Annotated in this window: 24 protein-coding genes; 11 read left to right on the top strand and 13 right to left on the bottom strand. The window is 62.4% G+C overall.

Annotated features, from left to right (window positions below; all coding sequences use genetic code 11):
- Positions 1 to 54: 54 nt before the first annotated feature.
- The 5 genes from dnaG (at position 55) to ACFFNA_RS09430 (ending at position 6,612) form a co-directional block, all read left to right on the top strand.
- A complete protein-coding gene (gene dnaG / locus ACFFNA_RS09410) occupies positions 55 to 1,989 on the top strand; it encodes a DNA primase (protein ID WP_378917630.1) in 1,935 nt (644 codons plus the stop codon).
- A 520-nt stretch (positions 1,990 to 2,509) separates the two neighbouring features.
- Positions 2,510 to 4,531: an RNA polymerase sigma factor RpoD gene (rpoD, locus tag ACFFNA_RS09415; protein ID WP_378917632.1), complete on the top strand. Its 2,022-nt coding sequence runs from the start codon at positions 2,510 to 2,512 to the stop codon at positions 4,529 to 4,531.
- 185 nt (positions 4,532 to 4,716) lie between these two features.
- Positions 4,717 to 5,010 (top strand): GYD domain-containing protein, encoded by a 294-nt coding sequence (locus ACFFNA_RS09420; RefSeq protein ID WP_111543731.1) that lies wholly within the window; start codon positions 4,717 to 4,719, stop codon positions 5,008 to 5,010.
- A gap of 104 nt (positions 5,011 to 5,114) precedes the next feature.
- Positions 5,115 to 6,179 carry a DMT family transporter gene (locus ACFFNA_RS09425; protein WP_378917634.1) on the top strand — a complete coding sequence of 355 codons (1,065 nt, stop codon included), beginning with the start codon at positions 5,115 to 5,117 and terminating at the stop codon, positions 6,177 to 6,179.
- Positions 6,180 to 6,219: 40 nt separating this feature from the next.
- Positions 6,220 to 6,612, top strand: coding sequence for a thiol-disulfide oxidoreductase DCC family protein (locus ACFFNA_RS09430; RefSeq protein ID WP_245445677.1), 393 nt, complete (start codon positions 6,220 to 6,222; stop codon positions 6,610 to 6,612).
- Positions 6,613 to 6,679: 67 nt separating this feature from the next.
- Here ACFFNA_RS09430 and ACFFNA_RS09435 read toward each other — a convergent pair whose 3' ends face one another.
- Positions 6,680 to 6,937, bottom strand: a complete 258-nt coding sequence (locus tag ACFFNA_RS09435; RefSeq protein ID WP_111542997.1) for a DUF2798 domain-containing protein — start codon at positions 6,935 to 6,937, stop codon at positions 6,680 to 6,682.
- A gap of 271 nt (positions 6,938 to 7,208) precedes the next feature.
- Here ACFFNA_RS09435 and ACFFNA_RS09440 point away from each other — a divergent pair, with 271 nt between their 5' ends.
- From ACFFNA_RS09440 to ACFFNA_RS09450, 3 genes are all read left to right on the top strand, one after another.
- Complete coding sequence (locus ACFFNA_RS09440) at positions 7,209 to 7,886, top strand: PadR family transcriptional regulator (protein WP_378917636.1); 678 nt, start codon at positions 7,209 to 7,211, stop codon at positions 7,884 to 7,886.
- A gap of 97 nt (positions 7,887 to 7,983) precedes the next feature.
- The gene (locus tag ACFFNA_RS09445) at positions 7,984 to 8,166 is read left to right on the top strand and encodes a hypothetical protein (protein WP_378917638.1); all 183 of its coding nucleotides are present in this window, start codon (positions 7,984 to 7,986) and stop codon (positions 8,164 to 8,166) included.
- 51 nt (positions 8,167 to 8,217) lie between these two features.
- A complete protein-coding gene (locus ACFFNA_RS09450; protein WP_378917640.1) occupies positions 8,218 to 8,514 on the top strand; it encodes an HlyU family transcriptional regulator in 297 nt (98 codons plus the stop codon).
- Positions 8,515 to 8,629: 115 nt separating this feature from the next.
- Here ACFFNA_RS09450 and ACFFNA_RS09455 read toward each other — a convergent pair whose 3' ends face one another.
- The 5 genes from ACFFNA_RS09455 to ACFFNA_RS09475 all read right to left on the bottom strand — a co-directional run bounded on the left by ACFFNA_RS09455 (position 8,630) and on the right by ACFFNA_RS09475 (position 13,662).
- Positions 8,630 to 9,424 (bottom strand): ATP-binding cassette domain-containing protein, encoded by a 795-nt coding sequence (locus ACFFNA_RS09455; RefSeq protein WP_111543000.1) that lies wholly within the window; start codon positions 9,422 to 9,424, stop codon positions 8,630 to 8,632.
- Positions 9,424 to 10,521, bottom strand: a complete 1,098-nt coding sequence (locus ACFFNA_RS09460; RefSeq protein ID WP_378917642.1) for an ABC transporter permease — start codon at positions 10,519 to 10,521, stop codon at positions 9,424 to 9,426. The genes ACFFNA_RS09455 and ACFFNA_RS09460 overlap by 1 nt, the downstream gene beginning before the upstream one ends.
- A 55-nt stretch (positions 10,522 to 10,576) precedes the next feature.
- Positions 10,577 to 11,533, bottom strand: coding sequence for a rhizopine catabolism ABC transporter substrate-binding protein (locus tag ACFFNA_RS09465; protein ID WP_378917644.1), 957 nt, complete (start codon positions 11,531 to 11,533; stop codon positions 10,577 to 10,579).
- A 114-nt stretch (positions 11,534 to 11,647) separates the two neighbouring features.
- Entirely contained in the window at positions 11,648 to 12,547 is a 900-nt protein-coding gene (iolE, locus tag ACFFNA_RS09470; protein WP_378917646.1) for a myo-inosose-2 dehydratase, read from the bottom strand.
- Positions 12,544 to 13,662: a Gfo/Idh/MocA family protein gene (locus ACFFNA_RS09475; RefSeq protein WP_378917648.1), complete on the bottom strand. Its 1,119-nt coding sequence runs from the start codon at positions 13,660 to 13,662 to the stop codon at positions 12,544 to 12,546. The genes iolE and ACFFNA_RS09475 overlap by 4 nt, the downstream gene beginning before the upstream one ends.
- A 98-nt stretch (positions 13,663 to 13,760) precedes the next feature.
- On the opposite strand from ACFFNA_RS09475, the gene mocR reads away from it, so the two are divergent.
- Positions 13,761 to 15,212 carry a rhizopine catabolism transcriptional regulator MocR gene (gene mocR / locus ACFFNA_RS09480; RefSeq protein ID WP_378917650.1) on the top strand — a complete coding sequence of 484 codons (1,452 nt, stop codon included), beginning with the start codon at positions 13,761 to 13,763 and terminating at the stop codon, positions 15,210 to 15,212.
- A 10-nt stretch (positions 15,213 to 15,222) separates the two neighbouring features.
- Here mocR and ACFFNA_RS09485 read toward each other — a convergent pair whose 3' ends face one another.
- Both ACFFNA_RS09485 and ACFFNA_RS09490 read right to left on the bottom strand, forming a co-directional pair.
- Positions 15,223 to 16,425: an MFS transporter gene (locus tag ACFFNA_RS09485; protein WP_378917652.1), complete on the bottom strand. Its 1,203-nt coding sequence runs from the start codon at positions 16,423 to 16,425 to the stop codon at positions 15,223 to 15,225.
- Positions 16,426 to 16,616: 191 nt separating this feature from the next.
- The gene (locus ACFFNA_RS09490; RefSeq protein ID WP_378917654.1) at positions 16,617 to 17,075 is read right to left on the bottom strand and encodes an Lrp/AsnC family transcriptional regulator; all 459 of its coding nucleotides are present in this window, start codon (positions 17,073 to 17,075) and stop codon (positions 16,617 to 16,619) included.
- Positions 17,076 to 17,246: 171 nt separating this feature from the next.
- On the opposite strand from ACFFNA_RS09490, the gene ACFFNA_RS09495 reads away from it, so the two are divergent.
- Positions 17,247 to 17,981 carry an AzlC family ABC transporter permease gene (locus tag ACFFNA_RS09495; RefSeq protein ID WP_378917656.1) on the top strand — a complete coding sequence of 245 codons (735 nt, stop codon included), beginning with the start codon at positions 17,247 to 17,249 and terminating at the stop codon, positions 17,979 to 17,981.
- Positions 17,978 to 18,277 carry a branched-chain amino acid transport AzlD family protein gene (locus tag ACFFNA_RS09500; protein ID WP_378917658.1) on the top strand — a complete coding sequence of 100 codons (300 nt, stop codon included), beginning with the start codon at positions 17,978 to 17,980 and terminating at the stop codon, positions 18,275 to 18,277. The genes ACFFNA_RS09495 and ACFFNA_RS09500 overlap by 4 nt, the downstream gene beginning before the upstream one ends.
- A 60-nt stretch (positions 18,278 to 18,337) precedes the next feature.
- Here the strand turns inward: ACFFNA_RS09500 and ACFFNA_RS09505 are convergent, their stop codons facing one another.
- The 5 genes from ACFFNA_RS09505 to ACFFNA_RS09525 form a co-directional block, all read right to left on the bottom strand.
- Entirely contained in the window at positions 18,338 to 19,396 is a 1,059-nt protein-coding gene (locus tag ACFFNA_RS09505; RefSeq protein ID WP_378917660.1) for an ABC transporter ATP-binding protein, read from the bottom strand.
- Positions 19,397 to 19,457: 61 nt separating this feature from the next.
- Positions 19,458 to 20,390, bottom strand: a complete 933-nt coding sequence (gene kce / locus ACFFNA_RS09510) for a 3,5-dioxohexanoate:acetyl-CoA acetone transferase (RefSeq protein WP_378917662.1) — start codon at positions 20,388 to 20,390, stop codon at positions 19,458 to 19,460.
- 31 nt (positions 20,391 to 20,421) lie between these two features.
- Positions 20,422 to 21,270, bottom strand: coding sequence for a carbohydrate ABC transporter permease (locus ACFFNA_RS09515; protein ID WP_378917664.1), 849 nt, complete (start codon positions 21,268 to 21,270; stop codon positions 20,422 to 20,424).
- Positions 21,267 to 22,202 (bottom strand): carbohydrate ABC transporter permease, encoded by a 936-nt coding sequence (locus tag ACFFNA_RS09520; RefSeq protein WP_378917666.1) that lies wholly within the window; start codon positions 22,200 to 22,202, stop codon positions 21,267 to 21,269. Before ACFFNA_RS09520 ends, ACFFNA_RS09515 begins: the two co-directional genes overlap by 4 nt.
- Position 22,203: 1 nt before the next feature.
- Entirely contained in the window at positions 22,204 to 23,454 is a 1,251-nt protein-coding gene (locus ACFFNA_RS09525; protein ID WP_378917667.1) for a sugar ABC transporter substrate-binding protein, read from the bottom strand.
- Between the last annotated feature and the right edge of the window lie 11 nt (positions 23,455 to 23,465).

A 23,465-nucleotide genomic window follows, 5' to 3' on the forward strand; every position in this document is an offset into this window, starting at 1 on the left:
AGGGGTCGTCGGATTCCGCGGGCATGATTATATGGTCGGGAAACGAGTTCCCCGATGCGCTTTCCGCCCGCCTTCCTCGACGAAATACGCGACCGCGTGCCGATTTCATCGGTGATCGGCCAGCGCGTCGCGTGGGACAGGAAGAAGACCAACGCGCCGCGCGGCGATTATTGGGCCTGCTGCCCATTCCATGGCGAGAAAAGTCCGTCCTTCCACTGCGAGGACAAGAAGGGCCGCTACCACTGTTTCGGCTGCTCGGTGTCGGGCGATCATTTCAAGTTCCTCACCGAACTCGACGGCATGAGTTTTCCCGAAGCGGTCGAGAAGATCGCCGACATGGCCGGCCTGCCGATGCCGGTTCGCGATGCGCAGGAGGAACAGCGCGAAAAGGAACGCGCCAGCCTGACCGATGTCATGGAGATGGCGACCGCCTTCTTCCAGGAGCGGCTGCAGGGGCCGGAGGGCGCGAAAGCCCGCGCCTATCTGCGCGACCGTGGGCTGACGCCGGCGACGCAGCAATCGTTCCGGCTTGGCTTCGCGCCCGACAGCCGCAATGCACTCAAGGAGCACCTCGCCGCCAAGGGTGTTCCGAAAGCCGATATCGAAGCCTGCGGGCTGGTGCGCCACGGCGACGACATCCCGGTTTCCTACGACTGGTTCCGCGACCGCATTATGTTCCCGATCCCGGATTCGCGCGGCAAGATCATCGCCTTTGGCGGGCGCGCACTGGCACCGGACGCGCTGGCCAAATACATGAACTCGCCCGACACCGAGCTCTTCCACAAGGGCAATGTGCTCTACAATTTCGCCCGCGCCCGCAAGGCGCTGGCGAAGGGCGGCACGGTCATCGCCGTCGAAGGCTATATGGACGTGATCGCGCTGGCGCAGGCCGGCTTCGAGAATGTCGTGGCGCCGCTTGGCACGGCACTCACCGAAAACCAGCTCGAGCTGTTGTGGCGCATGGCCGGCGAGCCGGTGCTGTGCTTCGACGGCGACAAGGCCGGCCTGAAGGCGGCGTGGAGGGCCGCCGACATGGCGCTGCCGTCAGTGCAGGCCGGGCGCTCGGCGCGCTTTGCGCTGCTGCCGGAAGGCAAGGATCCCGACGACCTGGTCAAGGCCGAAGGGCCGGATGCTTTCCGTTCCGTGCTGGCCGACGCGCGACCGCTGGCCGACCTGTTGTGGATGCGCGAAACGGCCGGCGGCGTCTTCGACACACCGGAGCGGCGGGCGGAGCTCGAAAAGACGCTGCGCGAGCTGACCAGCCGCATTCGCGACGAAAGCCTGCGCTACCACTATCAACAGGAGATGCGCGAGCGCGTGCTGAGCTTCTTCGGCGCCCAGCGCGGCACAAGGCAAGGCCGCCAGGAAGGGCGGCCGGGCCAGGGCAAAGCGCCGCCGCCGGGCGGACAGTTCGCCAAGGCCGGCGGCGGACGCACGCCGATCACCGAGAGCCTCGGACGCTCGGCGCTGGTCAAGCGCGGCAGCGAGGGGATGTCGATGCGCGAGGCGACGATCATCGTCGCGCTGGTCAACCATCCGGCGCTGATCGACGAGAATTTCGCTCATATCGAGTTTCTCGATCTCGCCAACTCCGATCTGAGGCGGCTGCACGCCGCCATCCTCGATGCGATGGCGCATGACATGGCCAATGACCGCCAGGCCGTTATCTCGACGATCGAGCGCGCCGGCTGCGCCGAGATCTGGGAGCGGGCGGTCGGGCTGATCCGGCGGGCGCGGCAATGGCCGGCGCTGGAGACCGCTGCCCTCGAGGATGCCCGCGACGCTTTCAGCCAGGCCCTGCACTTGCAGCGCAGCGCGCGCACCTTACATAAGGAGCTGAAACAGGCGGAAGCGGCGCTCGCCACCGATCCCACAGACGAAAACTACCGGCACCTGATCGAAATTCAGGCGCAATTTCAGGATGTACAAGCGACGGAAGCGCTGATCGAAGGATTCGGCGTGTCCTCGGGCAGGGCCGGGCGGGCTTAAAGCATGATCCCGAAAAGTGGGAACCGGTTTTCGGATAAAGTCATGCTCCAACCAAAAGCATGATCCCGAAAAATGGGCACCGGTTTTGGGATAAGGTCTTGCTTCCACCAAAAGAAGACAGAGCCCTTGCCGGCCCATAGGGGCGGGACGGGCTCGGTAAGAGAGTGAAATGTGAAAGCGTTGTTGCGCGTCCAAATGGCGCGCGGCGGGCTAAGTCGGGTAATTGATTCGCTTTTTTAAGGCGAATCATGCGAGAGGCGCTTGACCTTCTTGCAGAATGGCGGAATCAGGACGATTCGAAACGTTAACCCGAACCCGCGTCGACGGGAAATAAGCGATGTGAGGTACTGGTCACTGGACAGGCAGGCTGCCTGCCACAGATATCAGGGTTAATCTGGACTTAACGATAGATGCAGTTACTGGCCCGGTGAGGCGCGTTTCACAAGCGAGCGCATCCGATTTGACTGGTCCGACAGCTTACGCGGCTTTGATGTTCGGCCGCTAGGAGAAGATAAAGACTATGGCGACAAAGGAAAAGGAAGAGGTCGAAACCGAACGCGAAGGCGCCACCGATGGCCCTCTGCTCGACCTTTCCGATGATGCTGTCAAGAAGATGATCAAGGCCGCCAAGAAGCGCGGCTATGTCACCATGGACGAGCTGAATTCGGTGCTGCCCTCCGAGGAAGTGACCTCCGAGCAGATCGAGGACACGATGGCGATGCTGTCCGACATGGGCATCAACGTGGTCGAGGACGACGAGCAGGGCGAAGAGCCCGAGGCCGCGGACACAGCGGCCGATGCCGAGGAAGACGCCAACGAGCTGGCCGAGCAGACTGGCACCGCCGTTGCCGCCACCACCGCCAAGAAAGAACCGACCGACCGCACCGACGATCCGGTGCGCATGTATCTGCGCGAGATGGGCTCGGTCGAGCTTCTGTCGCGCGAGGGCGAAATTGCCATCGCCAAGCGCATCGAGGCCGGCCGCGAGACGATGATCGCGGGCCTGTGCGAAAGCCCGCTGACCTTCCAGGCCATCATCATCTGGCGCGACGAGCTCAACGAATCGAAGATCCTGCTGCGCGAGATCATCGATCTCGAAGCTACCTATGCCGGTCCCGAGGCCAAGCAGGCGCCGGTGGTCGAGCGCATCGAGGAAGCCAAGGTCGAGGAAAAGCCGCGCCGTTCGCGCGACGAGGAAGATGACGTCACCAATGTCGGCGCCGACACGCGCGGGCTGGTCGATGACGACGAGGAAGACGAGGACGAGGCCAGCCTGTCGCTGGCGGCGATGGAAGCGGAACTGCGCCCGCAGGTGATGGAGACGCTCGACGTCATCGCCGACACCTACAAGAAGCTGCGCAAGCTGCAGGACCAGCAGGTCGAGAACCGGCTGGCCGCGGCCGGCACGCTGTCGCCCAGCCAGGATCGCCGGCTGAAGGAGCTGAAGGACCAGCTGATCAAGGCGGTGAAGTCGCTGTCGCTCAACACGGCGCGCATCGAGGCGCTGGTCGAGCAGCTCTACGACATCAACAAGCGCCTGGTGCAGAACGAGGGCAAGCTGCTCAGGCTGGCCGAAAGCTACGGCGTGCGCCGCGAGGAGTTCCTGAAGGAATATCAGGGCTCGGAGCTCGACCCGAACTGGACGCGCGCGATCGGCAACCTGACCTCGCGCGGCTGGAAGGAATTCACCAAGAACGAGAAGGACGCCATCCGCGACCTGCGCGCCGAAATCCAGAATCTGGCCACCGAAACGGCGATCTCGATCCTGGAATTCCGCAAGATCGTCAACCAGGTGCAGAAGGGCGAGCGCGAAGCCGCGATCGCCAAGAAGGAAATGGTCGAGGCCAATCTGCGTCTCGTCATCTCGATCGCCAAGAAATACACCAATCGCGGCCTGCAGTTCCTCGACCTGATCCAGGAAGGCAATATCGGCCTGATGAAGGCGGTCGACAAATTCGAATATCGCCGCGGCTACAAGTTCTCGACCTATGCGACATGGTGGATCCGGCAGGCGATCACGCGTTCGATCGCCGACCAGGCGCGCACCATCCGCATTCCGGTGCACATGATCGAGACGATCAACAAGATCGTGCGCACCTCGCGCCAGATGCTGCACGAGATCGGCCGCGAGCCGACGCCGGAAGAACTGGCTGAAAAGCTCGCCATGCCGCTCGAAAAAGTGCGCAAGGTGCTGAAGATCGCCAAGGAGCCGATCTCGCTCGAAACGCCGGTCGGTGACGAGGAAGATTCGCATCTGGGCGATTTCATCGAGGACAAGATGGCGATCCTGCCGATCGACGCGGCGATCCAGGCCAATCTGCGCGAGACCACGACGCGCGTGCTGGCCTCGCTGACGCCGCGCGAGGAACGCGTGCTCAGAATGCGCTTCGGCATCGGTATGAACACCGACCATACGCTGGAAGAGGTCGGCCAGCAGTTCTCGGTCACCCGCGAGCGTATCCGCCAGATCGAAGCCAAGGCGCTGAGGAAGCTCAAGCACCCGAGCCGCAGCCGCAAGCTGCGCAGCTTCCTGGACAGCTAGGACCTGCCGACAGCAAAGAGTTCAAGGGCGCCAATGGCGCCCTTTTTCGTTTCGTTCATGGCACGCTCTTGCGGCTCTTATCCTTCGGGAGGATAATTTCGCGTCGGATGCATTTTTCTGGGCGACAAACCCGGATGCCCGCCCCGGCGAAGCCGCCGTGCTCCGTGGCCCGGAGGGAGGTGTGCATGACAAGCTACATCGTGCTGATGAACTGGACGGAACAGGGCGCCAGAAATGTGCGCGATTCACCGAAACGACTCGACGCCGCCAGGAAGCAGCTGGGAGACATGGGCGGATCGTTCAAGGCGTTCTACCTGACCATGGGTGAATACGACATGGTGGCGGTGCTCGAAGCGCCCGACGACGCGGTGCTGGCTCGCTTCTCGCTGATGCTGGCGGCGAGTGGCAACATCAGGACGCGGACGCTGAAAGCCTTCCCCGAATTCGCCTACCGCGAGATCATCACCTCGCTGGGATAGAGCCCTGAAAACAGCGCGGAGGCCGACGCGTTTCAGGTCTTTAGTTTATGCATGTCGCCCAAAACCGCTGCGCACTTTTGGGCGACATGCGTTAGGATGCGGCCATGTCCGAACCGAATTCACATGCGCATCTGTGGCCCGGCGTGCCGCTTGCTCTTGGCTCCGCCATCCTGTTCGGCGCGGCGCCGCCGCTCTGCAAGCTGCTGCTCGACAGCGTCAACCCCTTCATGCTGGCCGGCCTGCTCTATCTCGGCGCCGGTGCCGGGCTCGCCTTGTATCGCTTGCTTCGAGGCAAGCAGGCTGCAGCCGGCGAAGCGCAACTGACCGCTGGGGATATTCCCTGGCTGGCGCTGGCAATCGGCATGGGTGGTATCGTTGCGCCGGTGTTGCTGATGTTCGGCCTCAGCCTCAACACGGCGTCCAGTTCCGCGCTGCTGCTCAATCTCGAAGGGTTGGCGACGATGGCGATCGCCTGGCTCGTCTACCGCGAGAATGTCGACCGGCGCCTGCTCCTGGGCGCCTTCGCCATCCTTGCCGGCGCCGTTCTGCTGTCGTGGCAAGGTCAGGGCGTCGCCTTCAACCTTGGTGCCGTGCTCGTCGCCGCGGCGTGCCTGGCGTGGGGGCTGGACAACAATTTCACACGCAAGATCTCGGCCACCGACCCGGTGGTGATCGCCATGCTCAAAGGGCTGGCGGCGGGTGTCGTCAATGTCGGACTGGCGCTTGCCGGCGGGGCTTCGTTTCCGCGAGCGTCAATCGTCGCGGTCACCGCGGCCGTCGGCTTCTTTGCCATCGGGGTCAGCCTGGTGATGTTCATCGTGGCGCTGCGTCATCTCGGCACGGCACGGACAGGGGCCTATTACTCGCTCGCCCCCTTTATCGGCGCGCTGCTGGCAATCGCCATCCTGGGTGACGCCGTCACGCTCAAGCTGGCGGTCGCCGGGGTTATGATGGGCTTCGGCCTCTGGCTGCATCTGTCGGAACGCCATGAGCACGAGCACGATCATGAGGCGCTGGAACACGAGCACAGCCATGTGCATGACGAGCACCACCAGCACCATCATGACGGACCGGTGAGCGAGCCGCATTCGCACTGGCACCGGCATGCGCCCATGCGCCACCGGCATCCGCATTATCCTGACCTGCACCACAGGCATGGCCACGGCTGAGCATGATTCCAGAAAGCAGGCGCCGGTTTTTGGAAGAATCATGCCCGAGCAACAAACCAAGCCTTTGCTGACCGTCTGGTACAACACGCGCTGCCCGGTTTGCGATGCCGGCATCAGCCGGCAGAAGCGGCGGCTGATCGAAGCGGTCAAGGCCGGGCGGATCGAGTTTCGCGACATCAACCTTGAACCGGCAGCACTTGCCGGATTTGGCGCTTCGCTCGAGGATATCCGCCGCCGGCTGCACGCCACCGACGCCGCCGGCCGATTGCTGGTCGGCGCCGATGTCGCGATTGCCGTGTGGCAGGCAACGCCGGGCGAGGGCTGGCTGGCGAGGTTTTTCGGCAATCCGGTCGCCCTGCCGCTGACGCGTTTTGCCTATGATCGTTTCGCCGACCTGCTCTACGCCTGGAACCGGCGCAAGGGCCGCTGGTAGCGGTTCCCATCGGTGATCGGAGCGAATGGAGGTCCGGAACCATTTGCGGACCTCCATTCGCCGGGCCTTATCGGCTGGCCGGCTCGCAGAGCGCGCCGACGATGCGGCGCACCATCGGCAGCACCAGCAGCAGCGTTGGAAACGCCACCATCCAGGACAGACCCCAGGCGGTCATCCAGATGGACGGCAGGCTGGGATGGAAACCAAGGCTTCTCAGCGTCGAGATGAACGAGACGATGAAGGTCATCAACAGCGACAGCACCAGCGGGCTGAGGATGGCAGCATAGCGCGCAGGCAGCTTCCTGCGCCGATTTCTTGCAGTCATTTTGGGAGTTTCCCTGAAGTGTCCGGTCCGTCGCATTTGGCATCCATTCGCCGGTGACCGGCGGAATTGCCCGGAAAGACCGGGGTTGGATGCGTTGCTTGACGTCAGACGCTTACGGAGCAGCCGAGGCGCTCGCGGGCTTCTAGCGGCGCGTTCCAGCAAAAGCAAGCCTCTGGTGCCGCATTCAGATACATCGTAAGATATATCTTGACTCCAGTGATTGGTGCGCCTAATTAAGATATATCGTAAGATAGAACTCAAGGAGCAATCAATGCACAAGCAATTTGGGCATAATCATTTCGGCGAACGCATGTTCATGCACATGGCCGGCAAGTTCGGCGGCCGTGGCGGCGGTTTCGGTCCATTCGGCCATGGCGGTCGTGGCGGCGGGCGTGGTGGCCCCGGCGACATGTTCCGCGCCGGGCGCATGCTGGCCGACGGTGATCTCAAGCTGATCACGCTGTCGCTGCTGGCCGAGGCGCCGCGCCATGGCTACGACATTATCAAGGCGCTGGAAGAGCGCACCAGCGGCATCTACAGCCCGAGCCCGGGCGTGGTCTACCCGACGCTGACCTTCCTGGAAGAGGCCGGCTATGCCGCCTCCGCCGCCGACGGCAACAAGAAGGTGTTTTCGATCACCGAAGCCGGGCAGGCGCATCTCAACGACAACCGCGAGATGATCGACGGCGTGCTCGACCATCTCGAGCGTTTCGGCCGCAAGATGGCCAAGGCGCGCGACTGGTTCGGCTGGAACGACGAGAGTGAAGAGGGCGGGCGTCGTGGCGGTCGTGGTGGCCGCTCGGAAGCGCGCGACGAGTTCCGCGCCGTGCGTCACCGGCTGCGTGCGGCTCTCGGCGACTTCGTCGATGCCCCGGCCGACAAGCAGGCCGAGGCGATCGCCATTCTCGAAGGCGCCGCCGAGGCGCTGGAAGCGCTGTCGCGCGGCTGAAGCTGCCGGTCCACTACAGACAAAAAACCAGTACAGACAAAAAAGCCCGGGAGACCCGGGCTTTTTTTCGTCTTCAGGCATGCTCGGGGATCATTCCTTGCCGACATATTCGCTGATCAGCTTCTCGTTGCATGCCTTCTCGATCTTGACAGTCATCTCGGCCGACAGGCGGCGGCAGGCTGACGAGATCGGCCAGCAGATCGACCTGCTGGTCGACGTCTTCATCAGGGGACTGGAACGCGGCGGCACATTCGCGCATGCTGGGACAACAACGTCGTGAATCGCGAACAGGGCAGGCCGCGATTGCAGGACGAACAGGGAGACTTGAGCGATGTCTTTTCTAAAGCGTCTTTTCGGTGGCGGTGGCGGAGCCGAGGCGGTTGACCCGAATAGTGCCGCACCCGCCAAGCAGGTCGAGCACAAGGGGTTCCTGATCAGCGCCACGCCCTACAAGACAGAGGGCCAGTACCAGACCTGCGGCGTCGTCTCCAAGGAGATCGATGGTGTGGTGAAGGAGCACAAATTCATCCGCGCCGACCGCTTCGCCGGGCTCGACGATGCCGTCGACATCTCGATCAAGAAGGGCATCCAGCTGGTCGACGAACAGGGTGAGCGGATCTTCGGGTAGGGTGGACTGGTCGAGGCGACGATCGTCGGCTTTGCGCGACAGGAGCGGACATCAAGTCCAGCCAATCGACCGTTTTGCATGGCCGAGATCATGCACAGTTTGACCTCTGCTTCCCTTACGCCGAGCTGTTTTTGGCGACTTTGCCCAGTTCCTGCTCCAGATCCACCAGCTCCTTGCCGCCCGCCATCAGATTGAGCAACTGATCGCGATCAATTTCGCTTTTCGCATAGGTGCCGGTGCATCTGCCACGCTTCAACAAGGTAAAGCGGTCGCCGACCACATAAGCGTGATGAACGTTGTGGGAAATGAAGATGACGCCGATGCCGCGCGCCTTGGACTGGACGATGAGCTTTAGAACCACGGATGCCTGATGGACCCCCAGCGCCGATGTCGGCTCATCCAGGATCAGCACTTTGGCGCCGAAATAAACGGCGCGGGCGATGGCCAGGCACTGCCGTTCCCCGCCCGAAAGCGTGCCGACAGGCTGTTCGGGATCGCGCAGCTGGATGCCCATCGCTGCCAATTCGTCATACGCGGTGCGGTTGGCGAACTCGGCGTCAAACTGGCTGATCGGGCCGAACTTGCGCATCGGCTCGCGCCCAAGAAAGAAGTTTCGCGCTACGCTCATCAGCGGCACCAAAGCCAGGTCCTGGTAGACCGTTGCGATGCCGCTGTTGCGCGTATCGGCCGGCGACGCAAACCTTGTCGGCTTGCCCTGTACGCGGATTTCACCCTCGTCGGGCGCGTAGACGCCGGACAGCGTCTTGATCAGCGTCGACTTGCCCGCGCCATTGTCGCCGAGCAGGCAATGGACCTCGCCGGGACATACGTCGAAGGACACATCCTTCAGTGCAACGACCGATCCGAAATACTTGCTGACCGACTTCAGTTCGACATAGGGCTCGGCCATCACCGGCTCCTCATGGCGCGGTTGCGCACATAGCTGTTGAACAGCACCGCGATGACCATCATGGCGCCCATGAACAGCTTGAACCAGTCCGTGTCGATGCCGGTGTAGAAAATGCCCATTTGCACCACGCCGAAGATCAATGCGCCGAACATGGCGCCGATGGCCGATCCGTAGCCGCCGGTGAGCAGCGTGCCGCCGATGACGACGGCAATGATGGCCTCGAACTCCTTCTGGGTGCCGCGCAGCGTGTCGGCCGATCCCGTGACCAGGACCTGGATCGCCGCAAAGAGCGCAGCCGCCATGGCGGTCATGACGAACAGCGTGATCTTGGTTCGCGCTACCGGCACACCGAGATTGCGCGCGGCATTGGCTTCACCACCCGCAGCGAAGATCCAATTGCCGAAGCGGCTGCGCGTCAGCAACCAGGTACAGACCAATGTCAATACGATCCACCAGACGATCGATACCGGAATGCCGGAGATCGACGGCAGGCCGTCCGCCCGCTTGCCGACCAGGCCGATGTCCGAAAGCCACGCGATCAGGCCGGAAAAGACCTGCCCCGAAAACAGGCTGTTGAGAGGATCGTGCAACGCCAGTTCATGCACGCCGGACACCTGGGTTCGCCCGGATATGCCGCGCGTGAGACCGAGCGTCAGGCCGCGCAGCATGAACAGGCTTCCGAGCGTAACGATGAAGGACGGCAGTCCGGTCCTGACGACGGCGAGCCCGTTGAGCGCGCCGATACCGCCGCAGACAGCGAAGGAAAACAGCAGCGAAAGCCAGATGGGCCAGCCCCAGAACACGGAGGGGATGGCGATCAGGATTCCGGCAAAACCAATCATCGAGCCGACCGACAGGTCGAACTCGCCCGCGATCATCAACAGGGCCACGGGTGCGGCGAGAATGCCAAGTTGGGCCGAGACCTCGAGGAAATTGATGATCCCCTTGGCACTGAAAAGTCCCGTATTTCCCGCCGCGATGGCGAAGAACACAAAGACCAGAACGGTCCCTGCCGCCGCACCAAGTTCCGGCCTGCTTAACAGGCGGCTCAGGCGGGAGACGGACCGGACCCGCTCGTCGCGAATCTCTGCAGCCATGGATGCGTTACCTTCATCAGTGAAAGCGGCCGGGCCGAGGCCCGGCCGCGAGCGGTCAACGCTTGCCCAGTTTTGCCAGGTCGATGACCGAGGCGGCAGTATCCTTGGTGACGAAACCTGGGCCTGTCGGATAGTCGGCGATCGGCATGATCTTGTACTTCTTCCAAAGGTCGAACATCGCGACCGGGATATAGCCCATGGCATATTGCTGGGCGTCGATGCCCCACTCCATCTTGCCGGCAACAACGGCCTGCAGGATCGTGGGAGACAGATCGAACGTGCCGGTTTTCACCTTGGCCGCGAGGCCCATTTCATCGAGCGCGGCCAGCGTCGGTTCGGCACCGCTGGCGCCGACAGCGAGGATGAACTGTGTATCCGCATGGGCGGTCATGTAGGCGATCATGCGGTTCTTCATTTCCGTCGGGTCAATGACGCCATTCATCACCGGAACGTCGACGCCCAGGCCCTTGGCAAAGCCCGCGCAGCGGTCGTCAAGGCTGGAATTGCCCACCTCATGATTGGCGCAGACCGCCTTGGTGAGACCGAGCGCCTTGATGCGCTCGCCCGCCATGACGCCCGCCTGAAATTCGTCCTGTCCCATGAACAGCAGGCCGCCAAGATCATGGGTCAGCTTCGAGCCGCCGGAATCGATGACGATGACCGGGATGCCGGCAGCAATCGCATTCTTGACCGGAGCTGAAAGGGCCGCGGCGTCAGGGATCGAAACAACCATGCCGTCGGGCTTCGAGGCGGCGATAGCGTCGATCATCTGCGCCATCTTGGCCATGTCGAAGGTTTCGGGCGCCAGATATTCGGCCTTGACGCCCAGGGTCTTGGCCGCATCGTCCATGCCGTTCTTCACGACCGACCAGTAGGGGTCGCCGCTCTGGCCATGGGTTACAAACACCACGCGCGTCTCATCAGCGGCCGCAAGGCTGGTGGCCGCTGCCATCATTGTGACGCCGGCCAGCAGGCCGAGCGCAGGCTTTATTAATTTTGAAAGCGAAAACATAACAACCTCCTGTTTGTTTTCCGCCGCCGCAGTTACGGTCGGCAGTCCAGTTGCCCCTTTATTCCAGTTTCATTCATCAGCACTGGTTCCCTGGAGGCCGCATGGCGGCCTCGATCATTCCATGACGGTAAATCCGGCCTCCCTGGCCATGCGCGACAAATTCCGGAATCCCATTGTCGCATAGATCAGCGGATTGGCCTTGCTGGGATCCTGCTCGGCCTCGACGACCAGCCAGCCGCTGTAACCATTGTCGGCAAGCACGCGCAAAATGGCCGGATAGTCGATGAAGCCGTCGCCGGGAACCGTGAATATCCCTTCCATGACCGCACCCATGAAACTCATGTCTTGCGCGCGGGCACGTTCAAGGACGGCTTTGCGCGCGTCCTTGCAATGTACATGCACGACCCGCTTGACGTGCGCCCTGATCAAAGCCAGCGGGTCGCCGCCCGAAAATATCGAATGGCCGGTGTCGTAGAGCAGCCCGACCGCATCGCCGGTGTGCCGCATCAGCAGGCCCACCTCGGCATCGGTCTCGACGATGGTTCCCATATGATGGTGAAAGGCCATGCGCACGCCGAAATCAGCCATCCGCTCGGCTAGCGCAGTCAGTTTTCTGCCGTAGGCCGGCCACTCCTGCGGGCTCAGGGCCGGGCGCTGCGAGATCGGCCCCCAGATCGCGTTGTGGCGTCCGCGCGAGGTGTCGGCATAGACGACATGCGTCGAGCCCATATCCTTCAATAGCTGGAGATGCGGCATGATCGCATCCATTTCCGCGCCGACATCCTTCTCGTCGCAGCGGCCATCATACCAGCCGGAAATCACGGCAAGGCCATAACGCTCCATGATCGGCTTCAGGTCAGCCGACCGGCGCGGAAACTTGCCGCCAAGTTCAGTGCCGGAATAGCCGGCCTGTTTGGTTTCGCCGAGACAGACCTCAAGCGGCGTATCGCCGCCGAGCTCCGGCACGTCATCGTTGCTCCAGGTGATCGGGTTTATGCCGATGCGAACCTTCACGGGCTAACTCCTGATTGCTTGAGCTGGGCAAGATGATGCCGGGTGAGGCCGGCCAGCAGCGTCATGTCGCGACGAGCCTGCTCGGCGGTGGTGCGCACCGGCGTGCCTTCGACGATCGCCGACCAGAACCCTTTCAACTCCTCGACAAACGCCTCTTCGTATCCGCTGCGGATGTCACGGCTGGAAAGCGTATGGCCGTCACTGGTGCGCAGGGTCAGTCGCGTCGCCTGGTGGTTGAGATAGGGCGAGGGAAATTCCAGTTCGAGCGCGGCGTGATCGAAGTAGAGCGTGATGCGCTCGCGATAGTCGGCGAGCCCAGGTACGGCCAGATGCACCATGTTCCACAACGCCTGGCCACCGAGCAGCCGCACGGCACCCTGGCCGCCTTCGCCCCTGGCAAAGAGCGACGCGCCGACAACGTCGCCATCCGCGATCCCCAGCGCATCGAGCAACCCGTGGACGGCGTTCACGTCGTGTACGATTGCTGAACAATAGGCGCCGACAAAACCACGAAAGGCGTCGGGATCGTCCAGGCCGGGCACCGCTCGATCCACCTGCTCGCGTTGCCTGGCTTCGGTCGAGGCAACCAACCCCACTGCCACGTCGTCACCCCGGCATGTGGAGTGGTGCCGCACGAACGGCCACGCATCGGGATCGCAGACCTCGACCGAAACGTAGCGAAGCGTCCGCGCCGTGCCCGGCAGCATCTTCAGCGCCGCCTCGTAGCTCGGATCGAAACGCTTCATGTAGCCAACCTGAAGCACCTTGCCGGCGTGATCCCTGGCGGCGATCAAGTCGTCGATGTCCCCGGCGCTGTAGCAAAGCGGCTTTTCGCAGAAGACGTGCAGCCCTCTGGCGAAGGCGGCGAGAGCCTGTTCCCAGTGCAAGGCATCGGGCGAGGCTATGACCACCGCGTCAAGCGGCATGGCGAGAAGCTCGTCGAGATCGGCGAATGTGCTCAGGCCGAATTCCTCGCCAACAAAGGCGCGGACTTTGCGCGAAGGATCATAGACGCCGAGGATCTCGAACTGCCGGTGCAACTTGAGCAGATTCGGAATGTGCTCGACCTGGGCGACGCCACCCGCACCGATCACTCCCACCTTTATGCACTGCATCGGTCAGCCCCATCTGAACCCGAACGCATTTCTCTTGAGCCTAGGACTGCTTTGGTTCCATTGTTAGAACCAGATTGCATTGATTTTTCGGAACCACGATGAAGACCAGTTTTCCAATCGACGGCATCGCACTGGATCGCGGCAGTTCCGCCAACCTGCACCGGCAGCTCTATGTCCAGTTGCGTGACCTGATCGAGCGGCGCGTGCTGCCGAGCGGCCAGGCGCTGCCCTCGACACGGGTGATGGCGCGGGATCTGCATGTGGGCCGCAACACGGTGATTGCCGCTTGCGACCAGCTGGCGCTGGAGGGTTATCTGGCCATACGGCCACGCAGGCCCTCGGTGGTCATGGATCTGCCCACCCGTTCGACCGCGGCGGAACATGTATCGGCCGAGGGCGAGAATCCCATATCATTGCGCGGGCAGACCATGCTCGCCCAACCCTATCATCACGGCAGACCTGGCATGCTCGCATTTCATCCCGGCATGCCGGACCCGGATAATTTCCCGTTCAACACCTGGTCGAAACTGCTCAGCCGCCGGACAAAATTTGCGCATATCGATCTTTTCGGGACCTATCACGTCAAAGGCTATCCGCCCCTTTGCGAGGCTATAGCTCGATATCTCACCGCGTCGCGGGGCGTTAAGTGCAACGCCGAGCAGATCGTCGTGACCAATGGTGCCCAGTCGGCGTTCGACCTTCTGGCTCGGCTGCTCATCGATGAAGGCGACACGGTATGGATGGAGGAGCCAGGATATTACGGGGCCGGTTCGGCTTTCGTCTCGGCTGGGGCGAAACTGGCGCCGCTGCGCGTGGGCAATGCAGGCTGGAACCTCGATCCACCGCCTGTCATTCCGCGCATGATTTTCGTGACGCCCTCCTGCCATCACCCACTCGGCGTAACCATGCCGATGGAACAGCGGCTCAATCTCCTGCACATGGCCGAGACCTGGCGCTCATGGATCATCGAGGATGACTACGATGGCGAATACCGTTTTCAAGGGCAGCCGATACCGGCGCTGCAGGGCATCGGCGCGTCAAACCGGGTGGTCTATGTCGGTACCTTCGCGAAGATCCTGTTTCCGGCCATGCGCCTCGGCTTTCTGGTGGTGCCCAAGGCAATAGACCATACAATTGTCTCGGCGCTGAGCGTGACCGGCCAGTTCGCCCCATTGCTCACCCAGGCTGCGCTGGCGGACTTCATGAACGAGGGGCACTTTACCCGCCATCTCAGGCGCATGCGGCGTCTCTATGCGGAAAGGCGGCAGTTCTTCCTGGAGAGCTCTCAAAGGCATCTCGGAGAATGGCTGGATTTCCATGCCACCGAATCGGGCATCCAGGTTGTCGGCATTTTCCGCGAGACATCTAACGACGCGGCGATTGCCGAGGCGTTGCTCCAACAGGGGATCAACGTCTCGGCCTTATCGATCCAGTACCGTCACGGCACAAAACAGAACGGTCTTGTCATGGGCTTTGCGGCTGCCGATGCGCAGACCACCGAAAAGACGATGCAAAAATTTCGTACCTTGCTGAAAGCCCATTTCGGGTAAATTTCCAAGATCACGCCGTCTGCAGCTCCCGGCGTGGCAGCGGCGGGAAGGCGATGGCGATGCCGACCGCGCCAAGGCCGATGATGGCCGAGCCGATGAACAGCCAGGAATAGTTGGCATAGGCATCGAACACCATGCCGCCGGCCAGCGGACCGAGCGCCATGCCGAGGCTGGACAGCATGGTCGCGGCGCCGAACACGGTGCCCAGGATGCGCTGCCCGAAATATTCGCGCGCCAGCACCGCATAGAGTGGCATGACGCCGCCATAGGTGGCGCCGAAGATGACGGCCAGCATATAGAATTGCTCGAGCTGGCTGATGCTGAGATAGGCGGCAATGACAATCGCCTGGATCGCCAGGCCTGCGATCAGCACCGGCTTGACGCCCAGCCTGTCGGCAAGCACGCCGTAGAAAAGCCGGCCGCCAAGGCCAGCCAGGCCCTCGACGCTGTAGATCGAGACTGCCGCCATGGGAGCCACGCCGCACAGCATGGCATAGCTGACCATGTGGAAGATGGGCCCGGAATGCGCGGCACAGCAGGCAAAGAAGGTCAGCCCGAGCACGATGAATTGCGGCGAGCGCAATGCCTGGCCGACCGTCAGGCCGGCGCCTTCGGCAACCGGCGCGGAACCGAGATCGGCCATGGCTGGCTTCGGCGGCTGGCGGACCAGCAGCACGGCCGGCAACAGCAGCACCCATGCCGTGATGCCGATGTCGAACATGGCCGTGCGCCATTCATAGGCTGAGATCAGCCAGCGGGCGAAGGGCGAGATCGTCATCGGTGCTACGCCCATGCCGGCCGAGACCAACGAGACCGCAAGGCTGCGGTTGGTGTCGAACCAGCCGGTGGTCAGCGCGATCATCGGCGCAAAGAAGGCGCTGGCCGCGAGGCCGACCAGAACGCCATAGGTAATCTGGAAGGTCAGCAGCGAGCCGGCGCGGCTGGCCAGAACCAGTGCCAGGCCGAGCAGCACCGCGCCGATCGTGACGACGATGCGAGCGCCAAAGCGGTCGGACAGGGCGCCCCAGGCGAAGCCGCCAAGGCCCATCACCAGGAAGTTCAGCGTCATGGCGCTCGAAATGCCGGCGCGCGACCAGTTGGTGTCGATCGCCATCGGCTCGAGGAAGATCGCCAGCGAAAACATCGTGCCGATGGCGACACAGGACATCAGCGCGCCAGCCGCGACGATGACCCACCGATAGGAAAGGTTCATGTTTTTCTCCCATGCCAGAGGGCAGCGCTACGCGCTGCTTGCATCCCGAAGGACGCTGACGCAGAGGCCGATCCTACAATCCGGTTGCATTTTTTATCCAGTCTGAGGTGGCGCCGTTCTCCCGGCGGCACGGTCTTTTTTGGACCTATGTCGTTTTCCCAAAATCGCATCGCATGTTTGGGCGACATGCGTCAGATCGGCAACTCCGACGTGTATTTGATCGTCTGGCTGGGAACGTCGGTCTTGACGTTCTGCACGCCCTTGATGCGGCTCAGATGCTCCGACTGGAAGCGGCGGTAGTCGTCGATGCCGGCCGCCACTACACGCACCATGGCGTCGCAATCGCCGAGCATCAGGTAGCATTCCATCACCTGCGGCAGCTTGGCCACTTCGGTGGCGAAATGCTCGATCGTGTCCTCGTCCTGCGCCTTCAGCCAGATGCGGGTGAAGAAGGTCAGGCCCTTGCCGATGCTGGCCGGGTTGAGCACGGCGACATAGCGGTCGATGACGCCGGCCTCCTCCAAAAGCTTCACGCGCCGCAGGCAAGGCGATGGCGACAGCCCGACCTCGTTGGCCAGATCGTTGTTGGCCATGCGGCCGTCGCGTTGCAGCGCCCGCAGGATGCGCTTGTCGATCTCATCCAGCTTCATGGCTACAAATTCCATTTCTTTGGCGATTTGTGATATTCAATGCCAAAATTCGATGAAATACAACAATCTTCGCAACCAAATTGCGAGAAGGTTTGGGTATGTTTTCCGCCGACATCACTGATTTCAAACGCAGCGAAAGCGGCGGCCGCGAGGCCAGCCGATGGGCAGAGCATGAGCATTTCACAGGCAGTCGAGGCGGCAGGCGACGGTTCGAGGTCCGAGTTCCGCCGTGGCGTGGCGTCATGCGCGCCGGTGCTCTTCGGCACCATCCCCTATGCGCTGGTGCTCGGCGCCCAGGCCACCCAGAAAGGCTTGAGCGTTGTCGAACTCTCGGCAATGACGGGGCTGAATTTCGCCGGCGGCTCGGAATTCGCGGCGATCCAGTTGTGGACGTCGCCGCCGCACATCGTGCTCATCGTCGCAATCACCTTCCTGGTCAACAGCCGGCACCTGCTGATGGGGGCGGCACTGGCGCCGTTCCTGCGCCACCTGCCGCGGCGCAAGATGTTTCCGGCGCTGTTCTTCCTATGCGACGAAAGCTGGGCGCTCGGGCTTGCCGACGCCAGACAGCGTGCCGCGGCTGGTATCACACCGGCCTTCAGCCCGCGCTACTATATGGGTGCGGCGCTGGCGATGTATCTCACCTGGGTGGTCTTCACCACGACCGGCGCCTTGCTCGGCCCGATGCTTGGTCACGTCGAGACCTATGGTTTCGACATGGCGTTCCCGGCCGTCTTCCTGGTGTTGATGCGCGGTATGTGGAAGGGCGGGGCCGCCGCGCGGCCCTGGCTGGTCAGCCTCGTCGTCGCGGCGCTGACCTATCTCATGGTTCCCGGCGCATGGTACGTCGCGGCGGGCGCCGTGTCGGGGCTGGTCTCGGCCTGGTTCTTCTGGAGAGAAGCATGATCGACGCGGCGACCCTGCTCACCATCGTGCTGATGGCCGGCGTCACCTATCTGACCCGGATCGGCGGCTATGTCGTGCTGCGCAACCGCACGCTCAGCGCCCGTGCCACGGCGGTGATGGAAGCGGCGCCCGGCTGCGTGCTGATCTCGGTGATCGCACCGGCCTTCGTGTCGAGGCACCCCGCCGACCTTCTGGCGCTGGCGATCACGTTCATCGCCGCAACACGGTTCTCCATGCTGCCGACCGTGCTGATCGGCGTCGCTTCGGCAGGTCTTCTGAGGCATCTGATCGGCTAGGACAAAAAGGCAGGCGCCGGCGCCAGCTTTTCTCATCGGCGGCCATCTCGCCGCCGCGATCTATTGGATCGTGGACGTGATGCGCCGACCCTCGGCGTTGAACAGATGGAGCTGTGTCAGGTCCGGGGCCAGGAAGACCTGCTGACCCGGTATCACGCGGACCCGCTCGCGCAGCAGCGCGCTCAGCGTGTTGTTGCCGGCTTTGGCAATGACAAGGGTTTCCGAGCCGGTCGGCTCGACCACTTCGACCACTGCCGGCACGCCGCTGTCGGAGAGCCTGAGATGTTCGGGCCGGATGCCCCAGGCAAGCGCGCTTTCGATCTGTTCCAACACCGGTAGCGGGAACACGATGCCGTCGCCGGCAGTGAAGCCGTCGGCGGTGGTGCGGCCCTGCAGGATGTTCATCGCTGGAGAGCCGATGAATTGGGCTACGAACAGGTTGGCCGGCCGGTCGTAGAGATCGAGCGGGGCGCCGACCTGTTCGACGACACCGCCATTCATGACGACGATCTTGTCGGCCATGGTCATGGCTTCGACCTGGTCGTGAGTGACGTAGACGATGGTGGTTCCCAGGCGCTGGTGCAGAGCCTTGATTTCGGAGCGCATCTGCACGCGCAGCTTGGCGTCGAGGTTGGAGAGCGGCTCGTCGAACAGGAAGACCTTCGGCTCGCGCACGATGGCGCGGCCCATGGCGACACGCTGGCGCTGGCCACCGGAAAGCTGGCGCGGATAACGCTCAAGCAGATCCTGCAGTCCCAGGATCGTCGCGGCGCGTGCAATCTTGCCGTCGATCTCGCGCTTGTCTTCCTTCTTCAGCGTCAACGCGAAAGCCATGTTCTCGCGCACTGTCATATGCGGGTAGAGCGCATAGTTCTGGAACACCATGGCGATATCGCGCGATTTTGGCGCGATGTCGTTGATGACCTTGCCTTCGAGTGCGATCTCGCCGGTGCTGATGTCCTCCAGCCCGGCGATCATCCTCAGCAAGGTCGACTTGCCGCAACCGGATGGGCCGACAAGGGTGACGAATTCGCCCGAAGCGATGTCCACCGACACGCCGTGGATGACCTTCGCCTTGCCATAGGCCTTCTCGACATCGGTGATGGAAAGCGCGCTCATCGTGTCATCCCTGGAAAAGATCTGGCCTTGGAAAAGATCTGGCCTTGGAAAAGATCTGGCCTCAGAAAGAGACCTTGTCGCCGCCCTTGAGTTGCAGGATCTGCCGCGCCTCGTCAGGGGTGGCCACCGAGGCGCCGAGACCCTCGATGATCTGGCGCACCTTACGCACCTGCTCGGCGTTGGATTTCGCCAGCTGGCCCTTGCCGATCCACAGTGAATCCTCCAGCCCGACCCGCACATTGCCGCCCAGCGCAATCGCCTGGGTGGCGATGGGCAGCTGGCTGCGCCCGGCGCCTAGCACCGACCAGCGGTAGTCGTTGCCGAACAGGCGGTCGGCGGTGCGTTTCATGTGTGCGACGTCCTCCGGATGGGTGCCGATGCCGCCGAGGATGCCGAACACGCTCTGGACGAAGAACGGCGCCTTGACCAGGCCGCGCTCGACGAAATGGGCGAGCGTGTAGAGATGGCCGATGTCGTAACACTCGATTTCAAAACGCGTGCCGTTTTCCGCGCAGGTGCGCAGGATGTGCTCGATGTCGCCAAAGGTGTTGCGGAAGATGCGGTCGCGCGACCCTTCGAGATATGGCCGCTCCCATTCGTGTTCGAAGGTCTTGAAGCGCTCCAGCATGGGATAGAGGCCGAAATTCATCGAGCCCATGTTGAGCGAGGCGACTTCCGGCGCAAAGGTCGCCGCCGGCTTGACCCGTTCCTCGACGCTCATCGTCGCAGCACCGCCGGTGGTGATGTTGATCACGCAGTCCGAGCGCTGCTTGATCACCTGCAAAAAGGGCGCAAAGGCCTCGGTCGACTGGTCGGGACGGCCATCGGCGGAATTGCGCGCATGCAGATGGACGATGGCAGCACCAGCCTCGGTGGCTTCGATCGCGGCCTGGGCGATCTGCTCGGCGCTCACCGGCAGGTGCGGCGACATCGATGGCGTATGGATCGAGCCGGTAACGGCGCAGGTGATGATGATCTTGTTCTGGTTGGCCACTTGAAAGAATCCTCGTCTATTTGACCGCGCCTTATTTGACTGCACCCTGGGTGATGCCCGAGATGAACTGCTTCGACAGCACGATGTAGAGCAAGGTGATGGGCAGCGCCGCCAGCGTCAGTCCGGTGAACAGCACGCCCCAGTCGGTGGTGAACTCGCCGACGAAGACGGTGAGGCCTTGCGGCAGCGTCTTGAGATCATCCGAAGTGATCAGCACCAGCGGGAAGAAGAAATCGTTCCAGATCGGAACCGCGTTCTGGATCGCGACGATGACCAGAGCCGGGCGCGCCAGCGGCAGCATGATCGATCGCATGATGCGAAATTCGCTGGCGCCGTCCATGCGCGCCGACTCTTCCAGTTCGCGCGGCAAGGTTCTGAGGAAGCCGGTCATGATGAACACCGCAGAAGGAATGCCCATGGCGACATAGACCAGCACCAGGCCGGCATAGCTGTCGACCAGTCCCAGCGTATCCAGTTGGATGAACAGCGGAATAATTGCCAGTTTCAACGGCACAGTCATGCCGCTCAGGAAAAACATCAGCACCAGTGCGCTCAGCCTGAACTGGTAGCGGGCGATCGCGTAGGCGGCCATGGTGCTGAACAAGAGGATCAGAGCCACCGCCGCCGTGGTGATGCCGACCGAATTGGCGAGGTAGCGGACGAAGTTGGTCTCGGTCCACACACGTTCGGCATTGGCGAGCGAAAAGCTCGACGGCAGGGCGAACGGCGAACTGAAGATCTCCGCATTGGTCTTGAAGGACGAGATCACCATGACGAAAAGCGGATAGATCATGATGACGGCATTGAGCGCCAGCATCAGCTGGATGGCGCCGTTCTTCAACAACTCGCCGCGGTCCCTGCTGCCGGCTGTTGCGCTCACAGTTCAATCTCACGGCGGCGCAGGTAGCGAAGCGCGATTGCGGTGACGCCGGCAACGATGATGAACATCATCACGGCCAGTGCGCTGCCCTGGCCGAAATCCTGGATGCCCGTCGTCGTACTGCCGAAGGCGGTGCGGTAGAAATAGAGGCCGAGCACGTCGGTGGCGCCGCCGGGCGAGCCGGTAAGGCCAGCCATGACATAGGGGATTTCGAACCAGTTGAAGCTGCCGATGAAGGTCAGGATGGTGACGATGGTGACGCTCGGCGCAATCAGCGGCCAGATGATCCGGGTCATCAGCACATAGTCGCCGGCGCCGTCGAGACGGGCGGCCTCGATCACTTCCTTGCTGACGCGCTGCATGCCGGCCAGCAACACCAATGTCGGGAAGCCGAGCCAGTGCCAGATGTTGGCGAACAGGATGCTGCCCAGCGCCGTCGATTCATTGCCGAGCCACGGGATGGCGCCGATGCCGACAAGCGCCAGCGTCTGGTTCACCAGCCCGAACAGCGGATGCAGGAACAGTTTCCACAGGAAGCCGACGATGACCGCCGAGAGCACGACAGGAAGAAAGACGATAACCTGGTGGATGCGATGGCCGGGCAGCGCCTTCAACAATGCGTAGGCGAGCAGGAAGGCGGTGCCATTCTCGAACAACATCAGCGCCACGAAGGCGATGATGTTGTGCTTCAGCGCATTGTAGGTCCAGTCGCTATACGGCGTCTCGAACAACACCTTGCGGAAGTTCTCGAAGCCGACGAAGCCAGTGGGCTGCAAGCCATTGAACTCATAGAAGGCAAGGCGGAAGGCCGAGAGCAGGGGCCAGAGCACGAACAGCACCATGACCACCAGGGCTGGTGTCAGCAGGGATGCGATCCAGAGCGACCGGCGCCACCGAAAGACTTTTGCAGTGTGGCGCCAGCCGTTGTTCATTTCACTTGCCCTGGAAAGGCTTGTACCACTTGGCGAGCCCGTTGGTCAGGTCGGCGGCCAACTGGTCCGGGGTGATCGAACCCGACATCATCTTGGTGATGTCGCCCTGCAGCAGCTCCGATCCCGTCGGCTTCTCGAAACGGAAGTAGACGACATTGATATGCGGCATGGCCGTTTCGTTCAACTTGGCGACGTGGGCGAGCAGTTCGTCCTTGATGACGACGCCCTTGATGGGCGAGATGTTGCCGAGCAGGGCCGAGAACTTGTCGCCGAACTCCTTGGTGCCCATCCAGTTGACCAGCTTGAGCGCGGCCTCCTTGTTGGCCGACTTGGCGTTGACGGCATAACCGCCGTCGAAGAACTTGGTCACTTCTGGCGTGTCGCCGGTCTTGGCCATTGGCGGGGCAACGAAGTCCATGTCGATCGCTGGGTTCTGGGTCCGGTAGGTGGCGATGTCGAAGCTGCCACCGGCCAGCATTGCCGCCTTGCCGCTGATGAACAGCTGGCCTGCAGTTTCATAGTCGATGCCTTCGAATCCAGGAGGCATGTAGTCGCGCAGCTCGAGCAGCTTGCCGAGTGCCGCGACATAGCGCGGGTCCTTGAAGGTGGTCTTGCCCGACGTCAGGTCGCTGACGAAGTCCTGGCCGAGGAACGGGTTGGTGAAGATGGCCACGAACATCTCGTTGAACCAGCTGGTGCCCATGCCGTTGGCCAAGGGATAAATGCCCTTTTCCTTGAGCGCCTTGCTGACGGTGATGAATTCGTCCCAGGTGGTCGGCGGGGTCAGCCCGGCCTTGGCAAAGGCATCCTTGTTGATGAACAGACCGAGCGTCTGCGAAGCGAAAGGCAGGGAATAGACCTTCTTGTCGGCGCGGTAGGTGCCGGCCACCAGCGCATCGGCGGGCTGGTTGGCGAGCGAGGGCACTGATGTCATGTCCTGCGGCTCGAAATAGCCGGCCTTCACGAACTGCTCCAGCCAGCCATAAGCGTGGGTGTGGATGACGTCGCCGCCCTTGCCGGCGGCCAGCGCGGTCGAGACGATCGTTGGATAGTTCTCGTCCGGGAAGGACTCGAACTTCACATGGATGTCCGGGTTGGCCTTGGTGAAATCGGCGAAAAGTTCGTTGTAGGCGGCCTTGTCTTCCTGGCGCCAGGTCCAGAACGAGATGTCGGTGGCATGCGCCACGCTTGCTGCGAGTCCCCACGCGAAAGACGCGGCCGCGAGGGCCAGACCAATCCTTCTCCTGCTCATGTTGCAATCTC

The organism is Mesorhizobium kowhaii, assembly GCF_042431665.1.
Lineage (GTDB): Bacteria > Pseudomonadota > Alphaproteobacteria > Rhizobiales > Rhizobiaceae > Mesorhizobium > Mesorhizobium kowhaii.